Below are 23190 nucleotides of genomic sequence, written 5' to 3' on the forward strand. Positions count from 1 at the left end.
CGCCAGTCGGCACTTTCTGGCCACGGCGGGGATCGTGAAGCGCCGATAAGCACCCATATGTCGTGTGCATCTTATGTGCGTCGGGCTTGAGGTCTGGGAGCTTCTCGACCTGGCGGCCCGCATGTGACCCCTACTTTGGCGATGATGTCGGCAGCGTCTGTCGTCCGGCTGGGGTGTGCCCTTAACTGAGCCATCTCCCAGCACTCACTAAGTCCGGGAGATCACGTAGACAACGACCCGGATCAGCAGAACTTCGAACAGGGTCCTCAGATGGTTATAAGGCGCCGTTAGCTCTTGGGCCGTATTACAAGCACGCCAGTAATGGATCCTTCTATGGCATGAGCGCCTCTGGGCAACAGGTGTTTACGCCGGTCCTGTTCTGGATGCGCCTGACTACACGGTACTTACCCGTAAGGCACCGGCAAGAACCTTCATTCAACCTCGAGAGCTTGGGAAGGAACTGGGGGTGACTCCGGGAGTCCCTGCAATTCAGGGGGTGTCTTTGGTTACGTGGTCCTCGGTCTCTGTTCGCACAAGTTTGCCTGGGGTGGCTGGCTCGCGTTTGACTACGCCCCCTCATCGCTCCACCAAAATCCCATCGAGGTCGCAGTACACCATGGCGCCCGGCCTAACTACGACTCCGTAGAGGTTCACTTCCACATCAGTATCGCCTGTGCCTGCTTTCGTGCTCTTCCTGGGGTTGCTGCCCAATGCCCTCACGCCGATCGGAAGCCTCGAAATTGCCTCACGATCGCGTATGGCGCCGTTGATAACCACCCCGGACCAGCCGTTGGACGCCGCAATTTCGGCGATCACGTCGCCCATTAGTGCGCAGGAAAGCGATCCGCCTCCGTCCACGACGAGGACGGCGCCGTCGCCGGCGGACGACACGACCGATTTGAGAAGCGCGTTGTCCTCGAAGCAGCGGACTGTTCTAGCGGGCCCCGAAAAATGGGATTTTCCGCCCAGCGACATAAATTGTATGGCGAGGGATTGGAGGTTTTCTCCGCGTTCATCGTAAAGGTCCGCTGTGCTGATGGCTTCGTTTGTCATGGTCCTCCTTGATAAGCACCCTTCAGTTCTTGGCGCCAACTGATGTGAGGAACGTTGAACTGCCAGAAGGGGGACCTACCCGCCAGGCGGATCCGCACTCGAAGGGGTTAGGCTCCTTTGAACCACTTTCCAGCATTTGAGGCCTTCTTTTAGCGGAGCATTCGGAATTATGTCTTCTTCTCTTCATAGTGAAAGCACTAACTCGGGGCACTTAGTCACATTTTCATTGGTCGGGAATTCCTGATATTCCAAGCCAATTTAAATCCAAAATCTTCATTCAACCCGACACGCCGCCGCTATTACATACTGGAAATCTTCATCCATGCGTCATTCTCCTGCACTTCCCACGGCGGCACCTTTCCGCTGACCGCAAGTGTGAAGGTATGTGTTTCATGCCGCGTAAGGGAGAGACCGCAATGATGATGGCGGCTTGCTCTTTCTAGTTCCGCCTCGATTATCCAAGTGAGTTCGTGATCCAATTGCGATGCGGTTTCGACGTCGAATCTGTATGTTGCGATTTTTCCGTAGGACGGCGCAGAACTCATCTGCTTGTGGCTACTTGTGCCCAAGAGTACCCGTTTTGCTCTACTTGACCTCTCTGGCAACGGGTCAGATGTCAAAATTCTTCCTAGTCCTAATTTGAACGGCGACGCGTCCCGACAGCGATGAAGCACAGAGTCCAGGGCACGTTGCGCCGCCGCATCCAGAACGGACCATGCTGGGATCCTCGCCGGCAGGGGCGCTTAACTGGCACATCAGGACGTGTTCACCCTTGTCGATCTGCGGATTTGGGACTTCTTCTTCTCGCATGTTTGCCTCCAAAGCTCGGAAGAACTTGAAACTGGGGACGCCGAAATGCATAGGGCGTCGTCTGTGAGACAGGGTTTGGTAAGCCAGGCCAGATGGTGGTCGGAGAGTGATGCTCGCGTGCGAGCACCACTCTCCAAAGGCTGGTAATTAGGAGTTGGCCTTAGTCCAGCGAAGGTAGCGGCTCGTCCGACATGAATCTGCGTATAACGTTCTCAGTCATCTTGGAGACGTTGTTGTTGCAATCGTTTTCCAGCAGCGAGCCGCACCAGGCGATGGAGCTGGAGGAGAACATTCCACCTCCTTCTTTGGTGGTGAAGTAGGTGATGTCGGCCCGTACATTCGGGTCCATGGTTCCACCGACCATGGGGATGTTGAAGAGGATTTCCTCTACCACCCTTGGATAGTTGTCCGAGTGGCCCTCGCTGTACGCAAGAAGCAAGGTCTGCGGTGGAGTCCCTAGCGACAGATCGTACCGGTCGAGCTCACTTCCTCCTGCGCCGCCACCAACGAGACCAAAATCGCCGATCTTCTCATCAGGGGCAATGCCCTCCATGATGAAATCAGCCCGCGGGTCGCGGGCGTCCGGCATCTGGACGTAGTACGAGGATTCGTCGAACCCCTCTGATGTGAACCCGGTCCCAAATACCTTTTGCGGGTGGCGAGCCCGGCCACGCCACAGCCCGGACCGCTCAGCATTGGTCTGAAGGTAATACTCGCCAGGCTCTGCCTGCCAGGCGCGTGAACCAAACTCCGCCTTCCGAACTTCCATGAGGTGCTGTTTCTCGGGGTGCCAGTTAGCTATCCAGTAGAAACCGTTGGCGCCCAGGTACATGCCCCTTCCGCCCGAGGCCAGATAGCTCTCCCAAGCATCAAGCATTGGTCCCGAATAGTATTCCGGGTGCGAACCGGTGAGAACGACCTTGTAGCGCTTCAGAAGTTCAGCGCCTTCATCATGAAGTTCGCGGTCAGTTGCTACATCAAATTCGATGCCTTGTGCATGGAGCCACGCTGAAAGGTGGAGATCAGCTGGGAATTGCCACGGACCGCCGGATGCCGTACGGAACTGTGGCCGCAGATTGACGATGGGACGCAAATACGACGAGTAGTGGCAGCCGCTGCCATCTGTGTGGGTGTCGTAAGTGGAGAGACCGAACTCGTTGTGTTCATGCAACCAGAAATCGAGCTCGTTGATGATTGCAGTGCGTCCAAAGATGGACTGCGCGACCGAAATGTCATTGAAGTGCTCGTTGGCGTAGGCCAAGTAACTGGTGGTGGGAACGAGCATGAGCACTCGGGCTTTCGCCGTGCCCCGCGGTGCGAGGATGAAGAACGGGATCCAGTCCTCGGCTTCTTCCTGGACAAGCCTCAGGGCATAGATGCCTGATCGGAAATCCTCGGGAACCTGCCATGCGATGTCCGTGTCCCACCGGCAATCCTCCAGGTCATCATCATGGAAGTGGATTGCGCCGTACTCCTCTGGTGCATGAGCGAAGTTTTCTTCGCGGCCTTGCCAGTTCCACCCGGTCATCGCCCGTGCAGGGAAGTTGACGCATTCACCGTGCAGGTTGAACGGACCGATATCCGATGCTTGGTCTGTAGTGATTCCATCAGGACCTATGCCATCGCTGAAATCCCAGTGGGCGACGAGACCGGCAGTGGCCGGAGCACCACCGTTGGTAATCGAGTCGAGCTCCTCAACGGAAAGTACCCTATCCCAAACTTTGGGGGAGTCGATCTTTCCGTTGTAATGAGAGTCAATGGTTGATGACGTACTTGAAACCGGGCAACCCGCGATCACGAACGGACCACCGCTGTGGGCAGGAGCCGCGTCAAGTGTTCCATTGGTGACTCCCTCCCCTGTGATGGGCACGATCGGCGACAAGAGGCTGTTGACGGAGTTGACCACCGATCGAACGTACAAAGTAGTCTGGCGGGAATCTGGGTCATAGCTCACCGCGACGGAATACCAACACTTGCGATGAAGTAGTGAGTTGCTCTGGAACACTGAGGTCTTTTCGCCATCTCCCACGAGGAGAGACAACTTGCCGCTCTGAATGGCCAAAGCATAGCCGGCATGCTCTCGTTCCGAGAAACGGCCCATCACGATCTGGTTTTCGTTCTGGGGTGTCGTGGGGCAGATGAAAGCGTGCAGCGTGAACGCGCCGCTAAAGCTCAGGCGTCCATCGTCATTGACCACCACATATGACCCGGGGTCGGTCTCCTGGAACCTTGCCTGATACTCGCCATTGAGAGCTGCCGCGGTTACCTCCAAGAGGCCGGGACCTTCTGGGTTAATGTCTCCGTTGATCAGTTCAACGATATCGGCGCGATAGGTACCGGGCTTGACACTGCTCACCTTAAATTCAATAGTCTCGCCGGGGGCCACGGAGAATCGGTCGGCGTAGCCCCGTATCGAAGTGTCTTTCAATATGGTCATGTCAATCACCCTTCATCAGGTCACGTATGCGGCGAAGAAAGATGCCGTGAAGAACGGCCTCTTCAGTGGGAAAACTCTCGTCCATGAGAATCTCCGCGGGCTGACCTCGCACTCCTGAGAGCACACCGATGCGATATTCTTCCCACGGTTTGGTCATCACGCCGATGTACTTCCCCTCCTGGGGTTGGCGCCGAAAGTACTGCAGTACCCGTTCCAAATTATCGGAATGCTGACCCAACGGTTTGGTGCGGTGCTCTTCGATGAGGCTGTCGGATATAAGTGCCCGGATAGCTTTACGTTGCTTTTTTCCCCAGTTCTCATAAACCTGCAATTGCCTGTCTACGGGCTGGGATGTTGTGTCTGCCATGGTTACAGCTCCTTTCGTTGATTACACTCTGGTGCCAAGGAAAGACAGGATCAATACGTCAGTTGACCCACGTCCGGAAAGTGCATCAAGTGGTCGTCGCGCGTAAGCCCGGCGACCGCAGCTGGTATCCGGACACAGGGTCGGGCAGCTTACGATGGCCGACGAAGCGCGATTGTCTGCTCGGTGCAGCGGACTCAGAATTATTGACGAAGGCATCGGGTGGTTTGATGGGATCGCCGGCCGCCCAAAAAGCCGTCGGTCGCAAGCCTCCAAGACGCGATCTTTTTCTTCAAGCCAGAGTCTTACGCTGTGGGGTCCTCAAGGAGCAGCACGTTCGCTCTCACAGCGGTGACCGCAAGTTGAGACCTTGAAACACAATTCAACTTTTCAAGCAGATGCTCAACGTGTGTGGACACGGTCCGTGGACTAATGCGGAGCGCGGCCGCGATTTGAGGATTCGATAGGCCGCTTGCCACCAAGTGCAGGACCTGCGCCTCGCGAACAGTGAGACCAAACGGCCAGGGGATTACCGTCTCAGTCACAAGCGCAGTGCCGCCGTAGCATGGGAACGTGTCAATTCGGTGACAGAGGCCATCTGGGTCCGCCCAAAGGTATCGGCGGCGTCCGGGTTTCTTGCCGTGCCTGCTTACGAGACGCCCCACCAAACCGTCCGGACCCAGAAGAGGCCCGGAGGATCTACCGGGCATCTCCATTACCTTGCCATCAGTAGTGATCAAGGCGGCATGCCCTTGGGGGCCGATGCGCTCGACGTTCAGCTGCGGAGCACCGAGCAGGTCGCAGACAAGGGCAAGTATGGGGCGGAAGCCTTCTATAATGTCGCGAACCTCATCGCGCGCGTCTCTCTCAGACTCCCAGCTCACATGTAAAGACCCCGTGTATCGCCCGTCGGGCAACCTCAGGCACATCGTAGTTCCCTCACGGTAACCGGAAGGGATCAGGAACTCCTCAGCCGCGGCCGTGACAGGAAAGTCAATATCCCAGTCTCGTCGAAGATCCGACCACCTCAGTGCTCGAGGCACTCGAAGGTGCAGCAGGTTAAAGGCGGGATTGTTCTCGACGAATTCGCCGTTCATGTGGTCCAACACCGCCGCTGAGTAGCCTTGGCTGGCTAGTGTCACATGCCGGTGGTCACCGGAACCGGCATCCCAGCCGCAAAGGGCGTAGCCCGCCCATGGAATCAGATTGCTCAAGGTCCGGGTAGCAGCTGCTGCTCGAGCAAGTATGTCGTCCTGGACGTTGTGAGTTTCGCCCCAGTCCCCAACCATGCTTGGCAGAACGGCCTCGATAGTCAACGCATTGCCTCCAACCGGGTACTAGCGGTGCTCCCCCGGACGGCTTGACGCCGCGACACCATTGCTCAGGATGACGCCACTGGACTTGGCCAGATGGCATCGCTGTCGATCAAAATATTGCTCCGTCAGGGCATGCCAACCACGGGTCTGAAGTCAAGACCGCGGCGTACCGCTGCCCTCAAGCAGGCAAACAAAAAACGGAGGTTGCTGCACCGGGGCGAATGGGACGACGAGCCACTGGCCGCCGTAAAACTCCACGTACGACCCTTCAGGCATCGCTCATAAGCTTCATCCCTGGTCATGGGCTTCCCTCAGTCATGGTGACCTGCTGATCACATGGCAAGTTTATTTTCGAGTTGGCCACATGGTCAAGAGTTTTTCACGATACGTGAGCATGCCAGACCCCGCAATTGTCCAAGGTGGCGAACGACAGTTTGTAGTCCAAGGTCAGCTGGCTTGGCCAAGAGCCCCGCATGGTATCCACAGGCCGGTAAGCAGCCCTCGCCAGAATACGGACCGACCGCGGAGCAGACATAGCGAAAGCCCAGGCCTTCAGGAAGCCCGGGCGCGGCGGCGCCGCAGATTGAAGAACCAGAATAAACTCGCGAAGATGGCCATCTGATCAAGTACACTGGGCAAGAGGAGTTCAAGTAGTTGACGCAACCTTGGTTCGAGGACGATGACAAGGAGACCAAAGTGCGCCAGGAGCATCAACCGATCAGCTATCGCCGCAGACAGTTCGTAGAGGCGGCAATCCTCGTGATAAGCAGGGAGGGTGTGGCGCGGGCGACGACCCGCCGTATCGCTGAAATGGCAGATCTTCCCACTGCCAGCCTTCATTACTGCTTTGCAACGAAGGAAGATCTGTTTCATGCCGTCTACGAAGCCATAACCGGTGCAGGCTTCGCAGAAGTTGGCGCCAGCGTCCGGCAGGACGTCGGCCTCCACCAAGGTGTCGCCGACATCACGCGCTCCTTCGCAAGATGGTTCCAAAGTAGCCGTGACATGCAACTGGCAACCTATGAACTTACAGTATGGTCTCTGCGAAGTTCAGACTCCCGCCACCTGGCTCGCCGCGTCTACCGCAGGTACCTGGACGGTTGCACTCAACTGCTTCGGGAAGTCAGGACTGACAAAGAACTGGACGTCGACATCCAGACCCTTTCGCGGATGCTGATCGGCGTTCTGGATGGTCTCATGCTGCAATGGCTGTCCTTTGATGACGATCCAAACGAAGGAATACTGACCGAGGAATCAGTGAGGATGCTGCAGAGCGCCCTTCCCACCATGAAATACGATGGCCTCCCCTTGACTGCCGACGCGTAGGCACGCTCCCTCGTTTTTCAATGTCCAAGCCCAGCATGGCGCAAGACCCCGGGACTGAAGCGGACGGAAAAAGTGGACTGCTTCGCCCTGTCGGGAGAGTTCGCTCACCTGCGTAGGCAAATGCGTCAGGATCTCAGAATCCTGCCAGGATATGGCAAAAACTCCCTTGGGTCAGCCGTTCCCTTGATAAACGGAAAGCCCCGCTCGGAGGTGTTAGAGGCTTGCCGGCCCGGACGCTCTCGCATGCGCTAACCTTACCTCGCGCTGCCTTACCCGCACTTGCACGAAGGAAGCTTCACCGTCTCAAGAGGATGAGTGTTTGGATTTCGAGCTAACTTGGTCCCCCTCCCATAGAAGGGTGCCGGCCGCCACAGACGTTAATATCGCTCTTGGCCAAGCCGTTTAATACTGGACCCGCTGGCTAGCCACTGCCGCCAGGACGGAATATGCGGACAAGCAGTAAAACCTTCCTTGCATTGTTGCCGTACCGAACGCAGACGGGCGTTGACAGACTGGAACCCGGCTAATATCCGTTCCTTGCCTGCTCACTTTGACTTGTTGAGCAGTATGCTCATTCAGGTCGAACGGCCGAAGCAAACGCTGATCAGCTAGTAAAGTTCTCCAACCAACTCGATCTACTAAGCGAAGACTACGCGTCCGGGAAAACCGGATGCCCCAGCAGCTTTTCGCAAGAATTCCAGCATCTTGCGTTAATGAGGGCTGCCGACGCTGCACACGGAGCTGATCGCCTAAGTCTGCAGTTCATGCTGAATGATGACGGCACGCCTCATCTGGGCCTCGGAAGGCCCGGCCTTTCCCTGCTCCATCATCACCATCGGCACCCGTCGGATGCTGATACTGACGTCTCACAGGACGTCATCAACTCCACGTCAATCCGACGCCATATGTCTTTACCACTCCAATAGGATGACGCACGTACGTCAGTTGACGGATTTTCCAGAGGCAATTGGAGTCATAAGATCATTGATGTCCTCCAAGTATCCGAGGACATCCCGGAACCTGGCCGATGGAAAGTTCATGAACCTCAGGCAATTCTAATGATTGTCTTAAGGTCTTTGAATCTAGGCCGCATCGAGTAACCCAAGACCGCGGATTTCTGTTTTCATGTGGATATTTTGTAATCGTACCTCAATGATGAGGCATTCCAGATTCAGGAGAAAGAATGACTGTTTATGCACAGCCAGGTGCAGAGGGTTCGAAGGTCACTTTCAAGGACCGTTACGAGAACTGGATCGGCGGGGAATGGGTTGCGCCGGTCAAGGGCGGCTACTTCGAGAACATCACCCCCGTGACGGGCAAGGCTTTCTGTGAGGTTGCAAGGGGAACGGCCGAGGACATCGAGCTGGCGTTGGACGCGGCACACAAGGCCGCGCCGTCCTGGGGCAAGACCTCAGCGGCCGAACGTGCTGCCATTCTGAACAAGATCGCGGACCGCATCGATGAGAACGTCGAGCTGCTGGCGGTGGCGGAAACCTGGGATAACGGCAAGCCGATCCGCGAAACCCTCAACGCGGACATTCCGTTGGCCGCTGACCACTTCCGCTACTTTGCCTCGGCCATCCGCGCCCAGGAAGGCCACCTCTCACAGCTCGATGACGACACCACGGCCTACCACTTCCACGAGCCGCTGGGCGTTGTAGGGCAGATCATCCCCTGGAACTTCCCCATCCTCATGGCGGTGTGGAAGCTCGCCCCTGCTCTCGCTGCCGGCAACGCCGTGGTCCTCAAGCCTGCGGAGCAGACGCCGTCGTCCATCCTGGTCCTGATCGAACTCATCGGTGACCTGCTGCCCGCGGGCGTGGTGAATGTGGTCAACGGGTTCGGCGTAGAGGCGGGCAAGCCGCTCGCTTCCAGTTCCAGGATCCGGAAGATCGCCTTCACCGGCGAAACCACTACGGGCCGGTTGATCAGCCAATACGCCTCCAACAACCTCATCCCCGTCACGCTGGAACTTGGCGGCAAGAGCCCGAACATTTTCTTCGACGACGTTGCCGCGCAGAACGACGCCTTCTATGACAAAGCCCAGGAAGGTTTCACGCTTTTCGCCTTCAACCAGGGTGAAGTGTGCACATGCCCCTCCCGTGCGTTGGTCCAAGAAGGCATCTACGACACCTTCATGGCGGACGTCGTCGCCCGGACCAACAAGATCATCCAGGGCAACCCGCTCGACACCGACACCCAAGTGGGCGCACAGGCCTCCAACGACCAGTTGGAGAAGATCCTTTCCTACATTGACATCGGCAAACAGGAAGGCGCCAAGGTCCTCACCGGCGGCGCCCGGGCCGAGCTGTCCGGTGACCTGGCCGGCGGTTACTACGTCCAGCCCACCATCTTCGAAGGCCACAACCGGATGCGGATCTTCCAGGAGGAGATCTTCGGTCCCGTGGTGTCCGTGACGAAGTTCAGCGACTACAACGATGCGATCGGCATCGCGAACGACACCCTTTATGGCCTAGGGGCCGGGGTGTGGTCCCGCAACGGCAACGTCGCCTACCGCGCCGGGCGGGAAATCCAGGCAGGACGTGTGTGGGTGAACAATTACCACGCCTACCCTGCGGGAGCGGCGTTCGGCGGGTACAAGTCATCGGGCATCGGCCGTGAGAACCATGCCATGATGCTGGACCACTACCAGCAGACCAAGAACCTGCTGGTCAGCTACAACGAGAACAAACTCGGCTTCTTCTAAGCCCTCTTGGACACGGTGGGGCCCGACGCGTCCGGGCCCCACCGCACCAATTCTTTACGTTGACCACGCCACATCAAGCATTTGCCACAAGCGATCAGGGGGTTCACCCATGACAATGACTCGGATCGAGGCCTCAGCGACTCTCCCTGGGGAGCATTTCTCCAGGGTGGCGCTCACCGCAGAGTCAGTGGCGCTGCTGAGGAAACTGTGGGAGCAGCACGGACCCCTCATGTTCCATCTGTCCGGCGGTTGCTGCGACGGCTCAGTTCCCATGTGCTATCCCGCTAGCGACTTTCTGACCGGGGAGATAGACGTACTACTGGGACGGTTCGACATTTCCATCCGCGATGGCCGCTCTAATCCTGCTCCCCAATTCGTGGATTTCTGGATGTCCAAGGAGCAATTCAGCTACTGGAGCCACACCCACCTCACAGTCGATGTGGCGGTAGGTCGAGGAAGCGGATTCTCGTTGGAATCACCCCAAGACAAGCGCTTCCTCATCCGTTCTCGGCTGATGGACTGGCCCGCCTAAAGAAGCGCTCACCAACACCAACGCTCTGCCAAAGAGATGCAGCTTACGAACCCGCCTACCGGCATATGTCAAGGAGAAAGACATGACCCTCAACAGTGAAGCCCCGACGTCTGTCAGCATCACCCATCCCTTGGACCCGCTTTCCCGGGACGAAATCTCCCAAGCGGTATCGATCCTGAGGGAAGGACCCGCCGCTGCCCAGACCTTCCGATTCGTGAGCGTTGAACTGCGTGAACCCTCCAAAGAGACACTCCGATCCGGCACCCTTCCTGCCCGGGAGGCCGACTCCGTCCTCATCGATCGGGCAACAGGGCTGGCTTATGAAGCTGTAGTTGACCTCGAGTCAAATACCGTCACCCAATGGACGGAACTCAGCCACGGCGTCCAACCGCCGATCATGCTGGACGAATTCGAAGAATGTGAAGTCAACTGCAAGAAAGACCCCCGCGTCGTGGAGGTACTCGCAGACCGTGGCATGACAGACCTCGACCTGGTCTGCATTGAACCATGGTCCGCCGGCTACTTCGGTGCCGATGCCGAAGGCAGACGACTGATGCGCTGCCTGGTCTTTACGAGGCTTGACGCGGACGACAACCCGTATGCACACCCCGCCGAGAATCTCGTCCTGATCTATGACCTTAACTCCGGAGAGGTCGTAAAGATCGAAGACAACGGCTTCATCGACGTGCCCAAGGCTGCCGGCAACTACCTTCCCCAACACGTTGGACCTGCCCGTGACGACATTAAACCCATCGAAATCACCCAGCCGGAGGGGCCATCGTTCGCTGTCACCGGAAACCACGTCCAATGGGCCAACTGGTCATTCCGCGTTGGTTTCACACCGCGTGAGGGACTCGTCCTTCACCAGATGAAGTTCCGGGATAAGGATCAGGACCGTTCCGTCATCAACAGGGCCTCCCTCGTTGAAATGGTTGTGCCCTATGGGGACCCCTCACCGGTGCAAGCCAAAAAGAACGCCTTCGACGCCGGCGAGTACAACATCGGCGTCATGGCGAACTCGCTGAGGCTCGGCTGCGACTGCCTGGGCGAAATCCAGTACTTCGATGGCATCGTTTCGGACAGTTACGGAAATCCCATGACTATCAAGAATGCTGTCTGCATGCACGAGGAAGACGACAGCATCATGTGGAAGCACTTCGACTTCCGTAACAACTCTGCTGAGGTCAGGCGTTCGCGCAAACTCGTCATTTCGTTCATCGCCACTGTCGCCAACTACGAATACGGCTTCTACTGGCACCTCTACCTGGATGGCACAATCGAATTCCTGGTAAAGGCCACCGGCATCCTTTCAACCGCCGGCCAGGCGGCAGGATCAAAGAACAAGTACGGCCAGACCCTGAACAACGACGGTCTCTACGCTCCGATCCACCAGCACATCTTCAACGTCCGCATGGACTTCGAACTCGACGGCCCGCAGAATGCGGTCTATGAAGTCGACACCGAAATCCCTACCGACAACCCCACTCTAAGCGCCTTCTACACGGTAGATCGCCTTCTCGAAACGGAGCAGCAGGCCATTCGGAAAGCCGACAGCTGCAAGCATCGCTTCTGGAAGATCGTCAACCACAACAGCCGAAACCTCGTGGACGAACCCGTTGCCTACCGGCTTATGCCTACCGATGCGATCACGCTCGCCGCCGATGAGAACTCATACGTAAGCCAGCGGGCCCAGTTCGCCCGTAACAACCTGTGGGTCACAGCCTACGAGCGTTCTGAACGATTCCCCGCAGGTGAGTATCCGAACCAAAGCACCGGGGGCGACGGCCTGCCGATTTGGACCGCGGCAAACCGCAACATCGCCGACCAAGACCTGGTGGTCTGGTACACCTTCGGGATGCACCACGTGGTACGCCTGGAGGACTGGCCCGTTATGCCACGCCAGCACGTCGGGTTCATGCTCCAGCCGCATGGATTCTTCGATCAGAACCCCACACTGGATCTCCCACGCACTGAAGCCCGAGCGCAGGAAACCCCCACGCACTGCTGCAAAGCGGACTAAATGTGTTCTCCGGCTTCGTCTCGTGCGCCATCCTCGGCTGCCCGCAGGACGGCGTGCGAGCAAGCTGAAACAGACATTAGGAGACTGATCTCCGCATCAGTTGGCGCGGGAACAGGATTCAGTCACGGGCGCTGGAAGGCCAAGCCGAGTTGGATAATCAAATCTTCAATTGGACGCTGACAGGAATCCTGTTGGTTACCGGAACGTACCACGCGGTCGGTGTGTTACTTACACCTAGTTTGGTGGGCAAAACGAACAGTGCCCTGCACACAATGATGAGCCTTTCTATGGCAGCAGTATTCTGGCGCCAAGGGCAATGGGTCACACTGGGGACGGTGCTGCTTCTCTCCTCCGGAGCGTTCTGGTTCATTGTCCAGGCGGTTGCCCGTCCGGAATTCAGGAATCTCTGCACCGGAGGGAAGGATCGGGCCAGATGCATATATCACGGAATAACAATGGTTTCCGGTGCGTACATGGCCACAGTGATGGCCACGCCAGCTGCCGCTTCATCCAATATGAGCGCTGCAGCTCCGACCCATGCCCACCACGCAGCAAGTACGATCGCCCCCAATGCCACATGGGGGATCGACCTTGGACCGGCTCTCAATGGGGGAGCAGTGCTTTTTTTTGGAGCAGCGACACTGTTCCTGGTGGTCGTTATTGTGGCCCCTTCCCGTGTTGAAGCATCCAAGACGCCAAACAAGATGACGCTAAATGCGATCGAGGCGCTGGGTGCAGGTGCGATGGCCATGATGTTTCTGGCCATGCTGCCGTAAAAGGAGCGATAGCCCTCGCTGCTTTAGGGCGGGGCAAAGTCACAGTCCCGCAGTCCATGTCCGCCTCTTCAAAGGAGAAGAATTGAACACCAACCACATCCAACCTCAGCCTGATACTCGCGAGAATCTCCTTCAGGAGAACCGTAAGTTTGCGCCGTCTGCGGAGTTCGCGGCGAATGCGGTGGTAACGGCTGATGAGTACGCTAAAGCTGATGCGGACCGGCCTGCGTTCTGGGCGAATAAGGCGCGTGAGCTTCTGACGTGGAGCAAGGACTTCGATCAGGCGCTGGATTGGTCCAACCCGCCGTTTGCAAAGTGGTTCGTTGGCGGGGAGGTCAATGCCGCTTACAACGCCCTGGACCGGCACGTGGAGAATGGCCTGGGCGACCGGGTAGCGATCTACTTCGAGGGCGAACCGGGCGATACCCGCACGTACACGTACGCGGAGCTCACCGAAGAGGTGAAGAAAGCCGCGAACGCTTTCGAGTCCCTGGGCGTTGCCAAGGGCGACCGGGTGGCCGTGTACCTGCCGATGATTCCCGAGGCCGTCATCACCATGCTTGCCTGCGCCCGGATCGGCGCGGTCCACTCCGTGGTCTTCGGAGGGTTCTCCGCTGATGCTTTGCGGTCCAGGATCGAGGACGCCGAGGCCAAGCTCGTGGTCACCGCCGACGGCACGTACCGCCGCGGCAAGCCCTCCCCGCTCAAGCCCGCCGTGGACGAAGCACTCTCTGCTATGGAAAACGGCGACGGCCACTCAGTGAACAACGTGGTTGTGGTTAAGCGCAACGGCGAAGACGTCAACTGGGTGGACGGCCGCGACCTCTGGTGGTCCGAAACGGTTGATAAGGCACCCAGCGAGCACACCGCCGTCGGGCACGATTCCGAGCACCCGCTATTCATCCTTTACACCTCCGGCACCACGGGCAAGCCCAAGGGCATCCTGCACACCACCGGCGGCTACCTGACCCAGACCGCCTACACGCACAGGGCCGTATTCGATCTGCACCCGGAAACGGACGTGTACTGGTGCACCGCCGACGTCGGCTGGGTCACCGGGCATTCGTACGTAACCTACGCCCCGCTTATCAACGGCGCCACCCAGGTCATGTACGAAGGCACCCCGGACTCCCCGCACCAGGGCCGCTGGTGGGAAATCGCCGAAAAGTACAAGGTCTCCATCCTCTACACCGCCCCCACGGCCATCCGTACGTTCATGAAGTGGGGACGCGAGATCCCTGCCAAGTACGATCTCTCCGCCATCCGGGTCCTGGGCTCCGTGGGCGAACCCATCAACCCCGAAGCCTGGATGTGGTACCGCAAGGTCATCGGCGGCAACGGCGGCAAGAAAGCCAATCCAGCCCCGATCGTGGACACCTGGTGGCAAACCGAAACCGGTGCCCAGATGATCGCCCCGCTTCCCGGGGTCACCTCCACCAAACCCGGCTCCGCCCAGGTTCCCCTGCCCGGCATCGCCGTGGACGTCGTGGACGAAAACGGCGCCTCGGTGGCCAACGGCGAGGGCGGCTACCTCGTGGTCCGCGAACCGTGGCCCTCCATGCTCCGCGGCATCTGGGGCGACCCGGAACGGTTCAAGGACACCTACTGGTCCCGGTTCGAAGCCATGTACTTCGCGGGGGACGGCGCCAAGAAGGACGAAGACGGCGACGTCTGGCTGCTGGGCCGCGTGGATGACGTCATGAACGTCTCCGGCCACCGTCTCTCCACCACCGAAATCGAATCGGCCTTGGTCTCCCACCCCGCTGTTGCTGAAGCAGCCGTGGTCGGTGCCGCGGACGACACCACCGGACAGGCCGTCGTCGCGTTCGTCATCCTTCGCGGTGACGCCACCAACAAGGGCGACGAAACCGTGCTGGAACTGCGCAACCACGTGGGCAAGGAAATCGGTCCCATCGCCAAGCCCAAGCAACTGCTCATCGTGCCGGAACTGCCCAAGACCCGCTCCGGCAAGATCGTCCGCCGCCTCCTCAAGGACATCGCAGAAGGCCGCGACACGGGAGACGCCACCACCCTGGCCGACAACACCGTGATGACAAAAATTGCGGAGAGTCTGGCTGGGGCGAAAACCTCCGGATCCTCGGTGCGGCCTTTCGTGTCGACCAGATAGGTTCCACTGCTTTTCGGAAGGCCTACCGAAGGGACTTTCCGATAAGAACACTACTGCCACGAATTGTCCGGCAGCGTTGGTCGACCAGAAGCTTCATGACTAATTTCGGCCAGGTTCGAATTCCACGGTCTCGTCACAATGCTCTAAATGAAAGGCTTTGCCATGATCAAAATGATCCTTATGGGACCTCCCGGCTCCGGCAAGGGCACCCAAGCTGCCCGAATCGCGGAGTGGCTTGGAGTACCCGCAATTTCTACGGGTGATATTTTTCGGCAAAATATGGCCAAACTTACATCACTGGGAATTAAGTCCAAGCAATATATCGACAACGGGGACCTCGTTCCCGACGCCGTGACAAACCAGATGGTGCGCGAGCGGCTCGGATATCCAGATGTCAAGAACGGGTTTCTGCTCGATGGCTATCCACGTACGCCCCAACAAGTGGGAGAGCTGGACAGCATGCTTGCAAACGGGAATGAGCATCTCAACGCCGTGCTACTGCTGACGGCAGACGATGGAGAGCTCGTAAAACGTCTGCTCGACCGTGCGAAAGTTACCGGACGCAGCGACGATACCGAAGTGGTTATCCGCCACCGCCTGGATCTCTACCACGAGCAGACCCAACCGGTCGTGGCCATGTACGCTGAGCGCGGCCTCCTGCTTTCAATAAACGGAGTTGGAGAAGTGGATGAGGTCACAGAGAGGATCCTCACCCAACTGCAGAAGCCATCAATCGCCCTTGTTAGGCGGTGACGGGTTCTCTAGGATCCTCGGTGAAATTCTCCTGAGGTGGGACGGGGTATCTGGCGATGATCCACAATGTTGACGAAGGTGGCTCGGGTGCCCGGTGACTGGCTCTAAATGAACCACTTATGTGGTTACTGAGAATCGGGATCTTGGGTTCTCAAAGTGGAGCCCGACAGTTTCAGCGCCCCTCCTTGGCTTAGCCCTGGTCTGTCATCTCGGTGGGTCGGAGGCCATCAGGAGTTAGGCACGGTATTTTCGGACAGCGAGTCCAACCCGTGTGTGACAGGGAAACGCCTCCGTCCTGTGGCTCGCGCATAGATACGGAAACGCTGAGCGATCAGGTTGCGCTCCTTCGGACATCTGCCTCCCCATGAATTTCCGCAGCCTTCCCTTGTTAACGCCCATATCCGCGATGCGGGTGCCCTGCCGGCGGCCCTTCGGCAGTTAACGAGCCGCTCACTTCGACGCCTGGGGTTCAGCGAGAGCTCCTCAACCACAGGTTCCTAACGCACCACACCCAACTTCCCTTCAGCGCCGCGCCAGCCTCCGCCCCGTCGTGGACGGCGGAACCCGGCACTACGTCAGTTGACGGATTTTCTAGATGTGATCTACGACATAGCATCGATTCACATTCCCTGCTATTCACTCGCCTGGAAAGGGTGCCAAATGAGCGCCGAGAAAACAACAGTTAGTCCGAATGCCACACCCAAAGTAGTGGTGTTTGGTGGCTTGATCGTAGTGGCTTATGTCATTGCTCTCGCACCACCTATTTACATTTCGCTCAGCGCCGTTCACGACGTGGTCGCCGGCCTGCCACTTTCCGTCTGGTACATGTTCGGCGTCTGCATTTTCGCAGTCCTAACCTGTAGCGCCCTTTATATCTATGAAAGCGTCCGAAAGGAATTGGACTGATGGAAATCACATTCACTGTTCTGGGGGCATTCTTCGCCGTCATCATTGGGGTGTTGCACGTCGCGAACAAAAAGAGCTCCCTGTCCACCTTCTCCAACTACGCGGTTGGTGAACGTTCTTTCAGCAGTTGGTTTGTTGCAATGGCTTACACCAACTCGTGGTGGCCCGGGGCGACGTTCACCGCATTCTTTGGTCTCGGCATCGCCGCCGGCGTCATCGGGCTGTACGCCTTGGTCTACACTGTCCTGGGCGTCATCGCCATGTACTTCATCGCCAGGCCTGTTTGGAAATGGGGCAAACGCTTCGACCTGCGTACCCAATCCGACCTTCTTGCCCTCCGATACGGCAGCCAAGGAGTAAAAACTCTCTCCAGTTGTATCAGCGCCCTCGCACTCTTTCCCTGGCTGGTATTGGGGCTCCAAGCAATGGGCGCCCTTGTGCAATGGGCATCCCTGGGCCAACTGGACGTGACTACTTCTCTGCTCGTTGGTGTAGGCGTCATCGCTGTGCGTCAAATTTGGACTGTGCAGATGGGCATGCGAGGCCTCATCATCTCCGACATGGTGCAGGGAATCGTGGCATACGTTGGATCGTCGGTGCTCTGCATTGGCCTCCTCCTGTTCCTTTTTGGAGGCTTCAAGAACATCCAGGAACTCCCCGCTGCAAACCTGACACTCCCAGGGTTCGACTCTCCCGTAGGAGGCTGGTACTACTTCAGCTTGGTCGCCGCGGGCATCATCGGCAGCCTCTGCTGGCCGATGATCTTCACCAGGATCTATACGGGTGGAAGTGTAGGAGAGGTTAAAAAGGGTGTCATCCAAACGATGATCATCAGCCTCATTTTCTATGGCTTGCTGATTCTTGTTGCAATGGCCGCTATTCCGATGCTCGGCGTTGCCGCGAATCCAGAGGAAGCGTGGTTTGTGTTGACGCAGTCAGCCGGTGGAACATGGCTCCTGGCAGCTGCCTTGTTGATCGTATTCGCGGCGACAATGGGGTTCGTCGATGGAGTCGTCCAGTCCTTGGGAACACAGGTCGCTAACGACATAGTTGGAGTGATCCGACCCCTACGCGATAAACAAGAAATCATCGTTGCAAAGGTCGCCATGGGAGTCTTCGTGGGGCTGGCTTTGGTCGTTGCCTACAACACCTACAACTGGCCAAACCTGGTGAATCTTGCCCAGATCTCCTATCAGGTGATCATTCAGCTCTCGGTGCCGATCTTTGCAGGGCTCTTCTGGAAGCGCGGCAACAGAATCGCCGCAATCGCAGGAATGGTTTCAGGAACGGTTATCGCGGTCGGCATGTCCATTCCATATTTTGCAGAAGCAGGTACGATTCCCTGGCTGGCAGGTATTAGCTCCGGTTTAGTGGGGGTTGCTGTCAACCTTGTCGTCTACGTCGCATGCAGCTACACCTTCCCGTCAACCACGCTTGAGCGGACACGGGTCAGCGATCTTTTCGATCGCGCCAAGGCACGTACTTTGGTTGACGTCGACGTTGAATCATCCAACACACCGGTCGCACCCGAGACCGCGCCGTCGTCCAGCTCCTAGCATTCTCCCAGTGCTGGTTTGGCGGGCCTGCACCAGCCCTTGGGGTGCCAGCACCATCTCCACATGAGGCGGAGGCCCACTGGTTCTTCCAGGGGCCTCTGCCACGCGAAATTCGTCTAAGAACGGCCACCTGGCGTGGCCTTGGCAGCGGTAAAGACCTGCTAAGGCTCCTGAGCTACAGGCCCTACGCATGTCCCCACTTCATGGATACGCACGGAGTATCGCAATCTGAAACCCGGTCGAAGGAACTGGGGCCCTTCAGCCCATCCAAGCAAGGAGAAGCAACGTAATGTCCCAGACCTATTACCCCGCTCAGGACTGGACTGAACTGGAAGCAAAGGACATCGTCCGTGTCATCGAACCTGGCAGAGCGGCCTACAGGGCAACAATCGATACCAAGACCCCTGACTCGTCCGTTGTCTGGGTCATTACCGCCACAGGCTATCGCCGGGCCTTCGACGCTAGAGAAGGTGTTCTAATTATCGCGCCTTCGACCAAAACCGAGACGACTACTCCTTTGATTTCCAGTGGCACGCGGAAGGCATGAAGGGCCGGATGCGAAAAACACTGGCCTCCCAGCGGTGCCAACAGAATGGTCCTGTCAGAAACGCCTGTGCCCGACGAGTGCACTCCCTACCCGACCACTCCACTGGAAGGCCGCTGAAGGCAGCGCATTTATCCACAACGGAAAGAAGTGCAGAAAGTAAGTAATGCAAACCCCTCCCCGAACCGCTGGTCACCTGCAATGGTGCGGACGAAGCCGGGATCGGAATCATCACCCAGACAGAATTCCCAGACACCTAGCAAGGAAACACACAATGACTGCAGCATTTGAGCCCAACCAGCAGATGCCCGAGGAACAGACTGCCGCACTGGAGAGCGATTGGTCCGCCAACCCGCGCTGGGAGGGCGTCACCCGTGATTTCTCGGCCTCCGACGTCGTCCGCCTCCGTGGTCGCGTCTCCGAAGAGCACACCCTGGCCCGCCGCGGTTCCGAGAAGCTTTGGAAGCAGCTCACCGAGGAAGCACCCAGCGGTGGTTACACCAACGCGCTCGGTGCGCTGACCGGCAACCAGGCCGTGCAGCAGGTCAAGGCCGGACTCCGGGCCATCTACCTGTCCGGTTGGCAGGTGGCCGCCGATGCCAACCTTTCGGGCCACACCTACCCGGACCAGTCGTTGTACCCGGCGAACTCGGTGCCGCAGGTAGTCCGCCGGATCAACAACGCCCTGCTGCGCGCAGACCAGATCGAATACGCCGAGGGCATCAAGAGCGTGGAGGACTGGCTGGTCCCGATCGTGGCCGACGCCGAAGCCGGCTTCGGCGGCCCGCTGAACGCCTATGAGCTCATGAAGTCCATGATCACCGCAGGCGCCTCGGGCGTTCACTGGGAAGACCAGCTCGCTTCCGAGAAGAAGTGCGGACACCTGGGCGGCAAGGTCCTGATCCCCACCCAGCAGCACATCCGGACCCTGAACGCAGCCCGCCTGGCAGCCGACGTCGCCGGTACCCCGACCGTCGTAATTGCCCGCACCGACGCCGAGGCCGCAACCCTGATCACCTCCGATGTCGATGAGCGCGACCGCGAATTCATCACGGGCGAAAGGACCCCCGAGGGCTTCTACAAGGTCCGCAATGGCATCGAGCCCTGCATCGCCCGTGCCAAGGCCTACGCCCCGTACTCGGACCTGATCTGGATGGAGACGGGCACGCCGGACCTGGAGCTGGCCCGTAAGTTCGCCGAAGCCGTCAAGGCCGAGTACCCGGACCAGATGCTTTCCTACAACTGCTCCCCGTCCTTCAACTGGCGCAAGCACCTGGATGACGACACGATCGCGAAGTTCCAGCGCGAACTCGGTGCCATGGGCTTCACGTTCCAGTTCATCACCCTGGCCGGCTTCCACGCCCTGAACTACTCGATGTTCGACCTCGCCCACGGCTACGCCCGTGAAGGCATGAGCGCCTACGTCGAGCTCCAGGAGAAGGAATTCGCCTCCGAGTCCCGCGGCTACACCGCTACCAAGCACCAGCGCGAAGTCGGCACCGGCTACTTCGACGACATCGCCACAGCGCTCAACCCGAACGCTTCCACCCTCGCCTTGGTCGGATCGACCGAAGAAGGCCAATTCCACTAATCCCCAGCCGCCCCCTCCGCTCGCAAGCTCGCGAGGGAACCCGGCGGCCGTGGGCCCACTTTCCCAACTAGATGGCAGTAGTGGTTGTTCTGAACGTTCAGAACAACCACTACCGCCAGTCAGTTGGTTCCTGAAGGGACAACTCCAATGAACAGCTTCACCGACAACTTCACCATCAACGGCATCACTTTGACTGCGCAGCCCATTTGCCGGCAGGGCGAGGTCCTGACTCCGGACGCGCTTGAGTTTGTCGGCAAGCTGCACCGGGCCACCGCCGAGCGCCGGCACGAACTCATGCAGGCACGGCACGCACGCCGCAACGCAATCTCCTCCGGCCAGGATCCGCGCTTCCTGCCGCAGACCGAGGGCATCCGGAATGACCCGTCGTGGCGGGTGGCTCCCCCGGCCCCGGGCCTGGAGGACCGTCGCGTGGAGATCACGGGTCCTGTGGATAAGAAGATGACCATCAACGCGCTGAATTCCGGCGCGAAGGTGTGGCTGGCGGACATGGAAGACTCCTCCACTCCGACGTGGCGCAACGTCATCCAGGGCCAACTCAACCTGACCGATGCGCTGGAACGCCGCATCGACTTCACAACCCCCGAAGGCAAGGAATACAAGCTCAAGGCCGCCGAGGACATGCCCACCATCGTGGTCCGGCCCCGTGGCTGGCACCTGCCGGAGAAGCACATGCTGATCGACGGCAAGCCGATCGCCGGCGGCATCGTGGACTTCGGGCTGTACTTCTTCCACAACGCCCGCCGCCTCCTGGCCCAGGGCAAGGGCCCGTACTTCTACCTGCCCAAGATCGAGAACCACCTCGAAGCACGGCTCTGGAACGACATCTTCATCCTGGCCCAGGACCTGCTCGGCATCCCGCAAGGCACCATCCGCGCCACCGTACTGATCGAAACCATCACCGCCGCGTTCGAGATGGAAGAAATCCTGTACGAACTGCGGGATCACGCGAGCGGTTTGAACGCCGGACGTTGGGACTACATCTTCTCCCTGATCAAGAACTTCCGCACCCGCGGCCCGCGCTTCGTGCTCCCGGACCGCGGCCAGGTCACCATGACCCAACCCTTCATGCGCGCCTACACCGAACAACTGGTCCGGGCCTGCCACCGCCGCGGAGCCATGGCAATCGGGGGCATGGCAGCAGCAGTACCCAACCGCAAGGACGAGGCAGCCAACACAGCGTCCTTCGAGAAGGTCCGCGCGGACAAGACACGCGAAGCCAACGACGGCTTCGACGGTTCCTGGGTGGCCCACCCCGACCTGGTTCCCGTGTGCCGCGAAGTCTTCGACGCAGTACTTGCGGAGAAGCCGAACCAGCTGGACCGAAGCCGCGAGGACGTCACACCGGACGACCGCGCCCTGATCGACATCTCCACCACCGAAGGCTCCATCACCGAGGCCGGCATCCGCCAGAACATCGAAGTAGGCATCCGCTACATCGAGTCCTGGCTGAGGGGCAACGGTGCAGTGGCTATCCACAACCTCATGGAAGACGCCGCCACCGCAGAGATCTCCCGGTCCCAGCTCTGGCAGTGGATCCACTCCCACGCGATCACCGAGCACGGCGACAACATTACCCGCGAGTGGGTCCAGGACATGCTGGACGAGGAATTCGCCCGCTTGGAACGCTTCGACGGAGACCGCTTCGCAGACGCCCGCAGCATCTTCGAAGAGGTCACCCTCACCGAGGAATTCCCGACCTTCCTGACCATCCCCGCCTACGCCCGCTACCTACAGGAGTCCGACGAACCATACGTAGCTAAGATCTCAAGCTGAGACCCAAAGATTCCGTTGGCTGGGCTGCCTGCACTCTTCGCAACAAGTGACCCCGAAGGCCGGGGAGGCAGCCCAGCAAACGGACCATAATTGCACGGCGTGGCCAGCACTGGCTCAAGAAAACGGCTGCCGCATCGATCGACCCATTGACCTCAATGGGGCTGAGGGTCGTAGGGCTTTTCGTGTTCCGCAGAACGAAAGTGAAGAAGCGGTCTTTGCGTAAGCTCTGAGACTGCTTATGTGGCCAGCCGGCATCTTCCTACGCGTCAGAAGCATCGAGATCTACTCGACGCCAGCTCAGGCTGGGTGTCCTCCATGCCCACGTCCCCATGGCAGCGTAGCGCTCAGCCCACCGTTTGGCCGTCGGCCAGGAGCAATAGAACTGCTCGGCGGCCCGAGTAACCGGCCAGCCATGGTCAACGATCAAACGCGCAACGCGTAAACGTTGGCGTGGAGTCAATGCAGCATAAGCGTGAGACATCGGGACCTCCTGGTCGCCTCAGCGGTTATCTAAGCAACTCCACTGTGCAACCGGAGGTCCTCACCCAGGAGTCAACGACTCCAGCGAGTCATCACA

At 58.7% G+C, this 23190-nt stretch carries 16 protein-coding genes and 1 pseudogene; 12 read left to right on the forward strand and 5 right to left on the reverse strand.

All coding sequences use genetic code 11. The features are described 5' to 3' along the window. Nucleotides 1-576 precede the first annotated feature (576 nt). The 4 genes from rraA to RI444_RS01700 form a co-directional block, all read right to left on the reverse strand. A complete protein-coding gene (rraA, locus tag RI444_RS01685) occupies nucleotides 577-1053 on the reverse strand; it encodes a ribonuclease E activity regulator RraA (RefSeq protein ID WP_207605224.1) in 477 nt (158 codons plus the stop codon). 970 nt (nucleotides 1054-2023) lie between these two features. After that, nucleotides 2024-4300 (reverse strand): LamG domain-containing protein, encoded by a 2277-nt coding sequence (locus RI444_RS01690; RefSeq protein ID WP_207605223.1) that lies wholly within the window; start codon nucleotides 4298-4300, stop codon nucleotides 2024-2026. A 1-nt stretch (nucleotide 4301) separates the two neighbouring features. Next, nucleotides 4302-4667 (reverse strand): hypothetical protein, encoded by a 366-nt coding sequence (locus RI444_RS01695; protein WP_207605222.1) that lies wholly within the window; start codon nucleotides 4665-4667, stop codon nucleotides 4302-4304. A gap of 302 nt (nucleotides 4668-4969) precedes the next feature. Further along, the gene (locus RI444_RS01700) at nucleotides 4970-5980 is read right to left on the reverse strand and encodes a helix-turn-helix transcriptional regulator (protein ID WP_242703167.1); all 1011 of its coding nucleotides are present in this window, start codon (nucleotides 5978-5980) and stop codon (nucleotides 4970-4972) included. Nucleotides 5981-6634: 654 nt separating this feature from the next. Here RI444_RS01700 and RI444_RS01705 point away from each other — a divergent pair. From RI444_RS01705 to aceB, 12 genes are all read left to right on the forward strand, one after another. Then, nucleotides 6635-7306 (forward strand): TetR/AcrR family transcriptional regulator, encoded by a 672-nt coding sequence (locus RI444_RS01705; protein WP_207605221.1) that lies wholly within the window; start codon nucleotides 6635-6637, stop codon nucleotides 7304-7306. Between the two features lie 1183 nt (nucleotides 7307-8489). Next, on the forward strand, nucleotides 8490-10013 hold the full coding sequence (locus tag RI444_RS01710) for an aldehyde dehydrogenase family protein (RefSeq protein ID WP_207605220.1): 1524 nt from the start codon (nucleotides 8490-8492) through the stop codon (nucleotides 10011-10013). 109 nt (nucleotides 10014-10122) lie between these two features. Further along, the gene (locus RI444_RS01715; protein WP_207605219.1) at nucleotides 10123-10545 is read left to right on the forward strand and encodes a DUF779 domain-containing protein; all 423 of its coding nucleotides are present in this window, start codon (nucleotides 10123-10125) and stop codon (nucleotides 10543-10545) included. 82 nt (nucleotides 10546-10627) lie between these two features. Next, nucleotides 10628-12565, forward strand: a complete 1938-nt coding sequence (locus tag RI444_RS01720) for a primary-amine oxidase (RefSeq protein ID WP_207605218.1) — start codon at nucleotides 10628-10630, stop codon at nucleotides 12563-12565. A gap of 149 nt (nucleotides 12566-12714) precedes the next feature. Further along, complete coding sequence (locus RI444_RS01725) at nucleotides 12715-13341, forward strand: DUF5134 domain-containing protein (protein WP_207605217.1); 627 nt, start codon at nucleotides 12715-12717, stop codon at nucleotides 13339-13341. A gap of 82 nt (nucleotides 13342-13423) precedes the next feature. After that, nucleotides 13424-15469: an acetate--CoA ligase gene (acs, locus tag RI444_RS01730; RefSeq protein ID WP_242703166.1), complete on the forward strand. Its 2046-nt coding sequence runs from the start codon at nucleotides 13424-13426 to the stop codon at nucleotides 15467-15469. A 171-nt stretch (nucleotides 15470-15640) separates the two neighbouring features. Beyond that, nucleotides 15641-16222, forward strand: a complete 582-nt coding sequence (locus tag RI444_RS01735) for an adenylate kinase (RefSeq protein WP_207605825.1) — start codon at nucleotides 15641-15643, stop codon at nucleotides 16220-16222. Nucleotides 16223-16882: 660 nt separating this feature from the next. Continuing rightward, nucleotides 16883-17128 (forward strand): hypothetical protein, encoded by a 246-nt coding sequence (locus RI444_RS01740; protein ID WP_207605216.1) that lies wholly within the window; start codon nucleotides 16883-16885, stop codon nucleotides 17126-17128. Next, entirely contained in the window at nucleotides 17128-18684 is a 1557-nt protein-coding gene (locus RI444_RS01745; RefSeq protein WP_207605215.1) for a sodium:solute symporter, read from the forward strand. The genes RI444_RS01740 and RI444_RS01745 overlap by 1 nt, the downstream gene beginning before the upstream one ends. Before the next feature lie 289 nt (nucleotides 18685-18973). Further along, entirely contained in the window at nucleotides 18974-19231 is a 258-nt protein-coding gene (locus tag RI444_RS01750) for a hypothetical protein (protein WP_207605214.1), read from the forward strand. A 271-nt stretch (nucleotides 19232-19502) separates the two neighbouring features. After that, nucleotides 19503-20819, forward strand: a complete 1317-nt coding sequence (aceA, locus tag RI444_RS01755; RefSeq protein ID WP_207605213.1) for an isocitrate lyase — start codon at nucleotides 19503-19505, stop codon at nucleotides 20817-20819. A gap of 147 nt (nucleotides 20820-20966) precedes the next feature. Then, nucleotides 20967-22613: a malate synthase A gene (gene aceB, locus RI444_RS01760; RefSeq protein ID WP_207605212.1), complete on the forward strand. Its 1647-nt coding sequence runs from the start codon at nucleotides 20967-20969 to the stop codon at nucleotides 22611-22613. A 337-nt stretch (nucleotides 22614-22950) separates the two neighbouring features. On the opposite strand, the pseudogene RI444_RS01765 reads toward aceB, so the two are convergent. After that, a pseudogene (locus tag RI444_RS01765) lies at nucleotides 22951-23094 on the reverse strand (helix-turn-helix domain-containing protein); the annotation flags it as partial. Between the last annotated feature and the right edge of the window lie 96 nt (nucleotides 23095-23190).

This window comes from Paenarthrobacter sp. AT5 (assembly GCF_032764245.1).
In the GTDB taxonomy this organism is placed as follows: domain Bacteria; phylum Actinomycetota; class Actinomycetes; order Actinomycetales; family Micrococcaceae; genus Arthrobacter; species Arthrobacter ureafaciens.

Excerpts from the sequence above, each read along its gene's own strand:
- rraA (WP_207605224.1), bottom strand. The coding sequence starts at position 1,053 with ATGACAAACGAAGCCATCAGCACAGCGGACCTTTACGATGAACGCGGA.
- RI444_RS01690 (WP_207605223.1), bottom strand. The coding sequence starts at position 4,300 with ATGACCATATTGAAAGACACTTCGATACGGGGCTACGCCGACCGATTC.
- RI444_RS01695 (WP_207605222.1), bottom strand. The coding sequence starts at position 4,667 with ATGGCAGACACAACATCCCAGCCCGTAGACAGGCAATTGCAGGTTTAT.
- RI444_RS01710 (WP_207605220.1), top strand. The coding sequence starts at position 8,490 with ATGACTGTTTATGCACAGCCAGGTGCAGAGGGTTCGAAGGTCACTTTC.
- RI444_RS01715 (WP_207605219.1), top strand. The coding sequence starts at position 10,123 with ATGACAATGACTCGGATCGAGGCCTCAGCGACTCTCCCTGGGGAGCAT.
- RI444_RS01720 (WP_207605218.1), top strand. The coding sequence starts at position 10,628 with ATGACCCTCAACAGTGAAGCCCCGACGTCTGTCAGCATCACCCATCCC.
- RI444_RS01735 (WP_207605825.1), top strand. The coding sequence starts at position 15,641 with ATGATCCTTATGGGACCTCCCGGCTCCGGCAAGGGCACCCAAGCTGCC.
- RI444_RS01740 (WP_207605216.1), top strand. The coding sequence starts at position 16,883 with ATGAGCGCCGAGAAAACAACAGTTAGTCCGAATGCCACACCCAAAGTA.
- RI444_RS01745 (WP_207605215.1), top strand. The coding sequence starts at position 17,128 with ATGGAAATCACATTCACTGTTCTGGGGGCATTCTTCGCCGTCATCATT.
- RI444_RS01750 (WP_207605214.1), top strand. The coding sequence starts at position 18,974 with ATGTCCCAGACCTATTACCCCGCTCAGGACTGGACTGAACTGGAAGCA.
- aceA (WP_207605213.1), top strand. The coding sequence starts at position 19,503 with ATGACTGCAGCATTTGAGCCCAACCAGCAGATGCCCGAGGAACAGACT.
- aceB (WP_207605212.1), top strand. The coding sequence starts at position 20,967 with ATGAACAGCTTCACCGACAACTTCACCATCAACGGCATCACTTTGACT.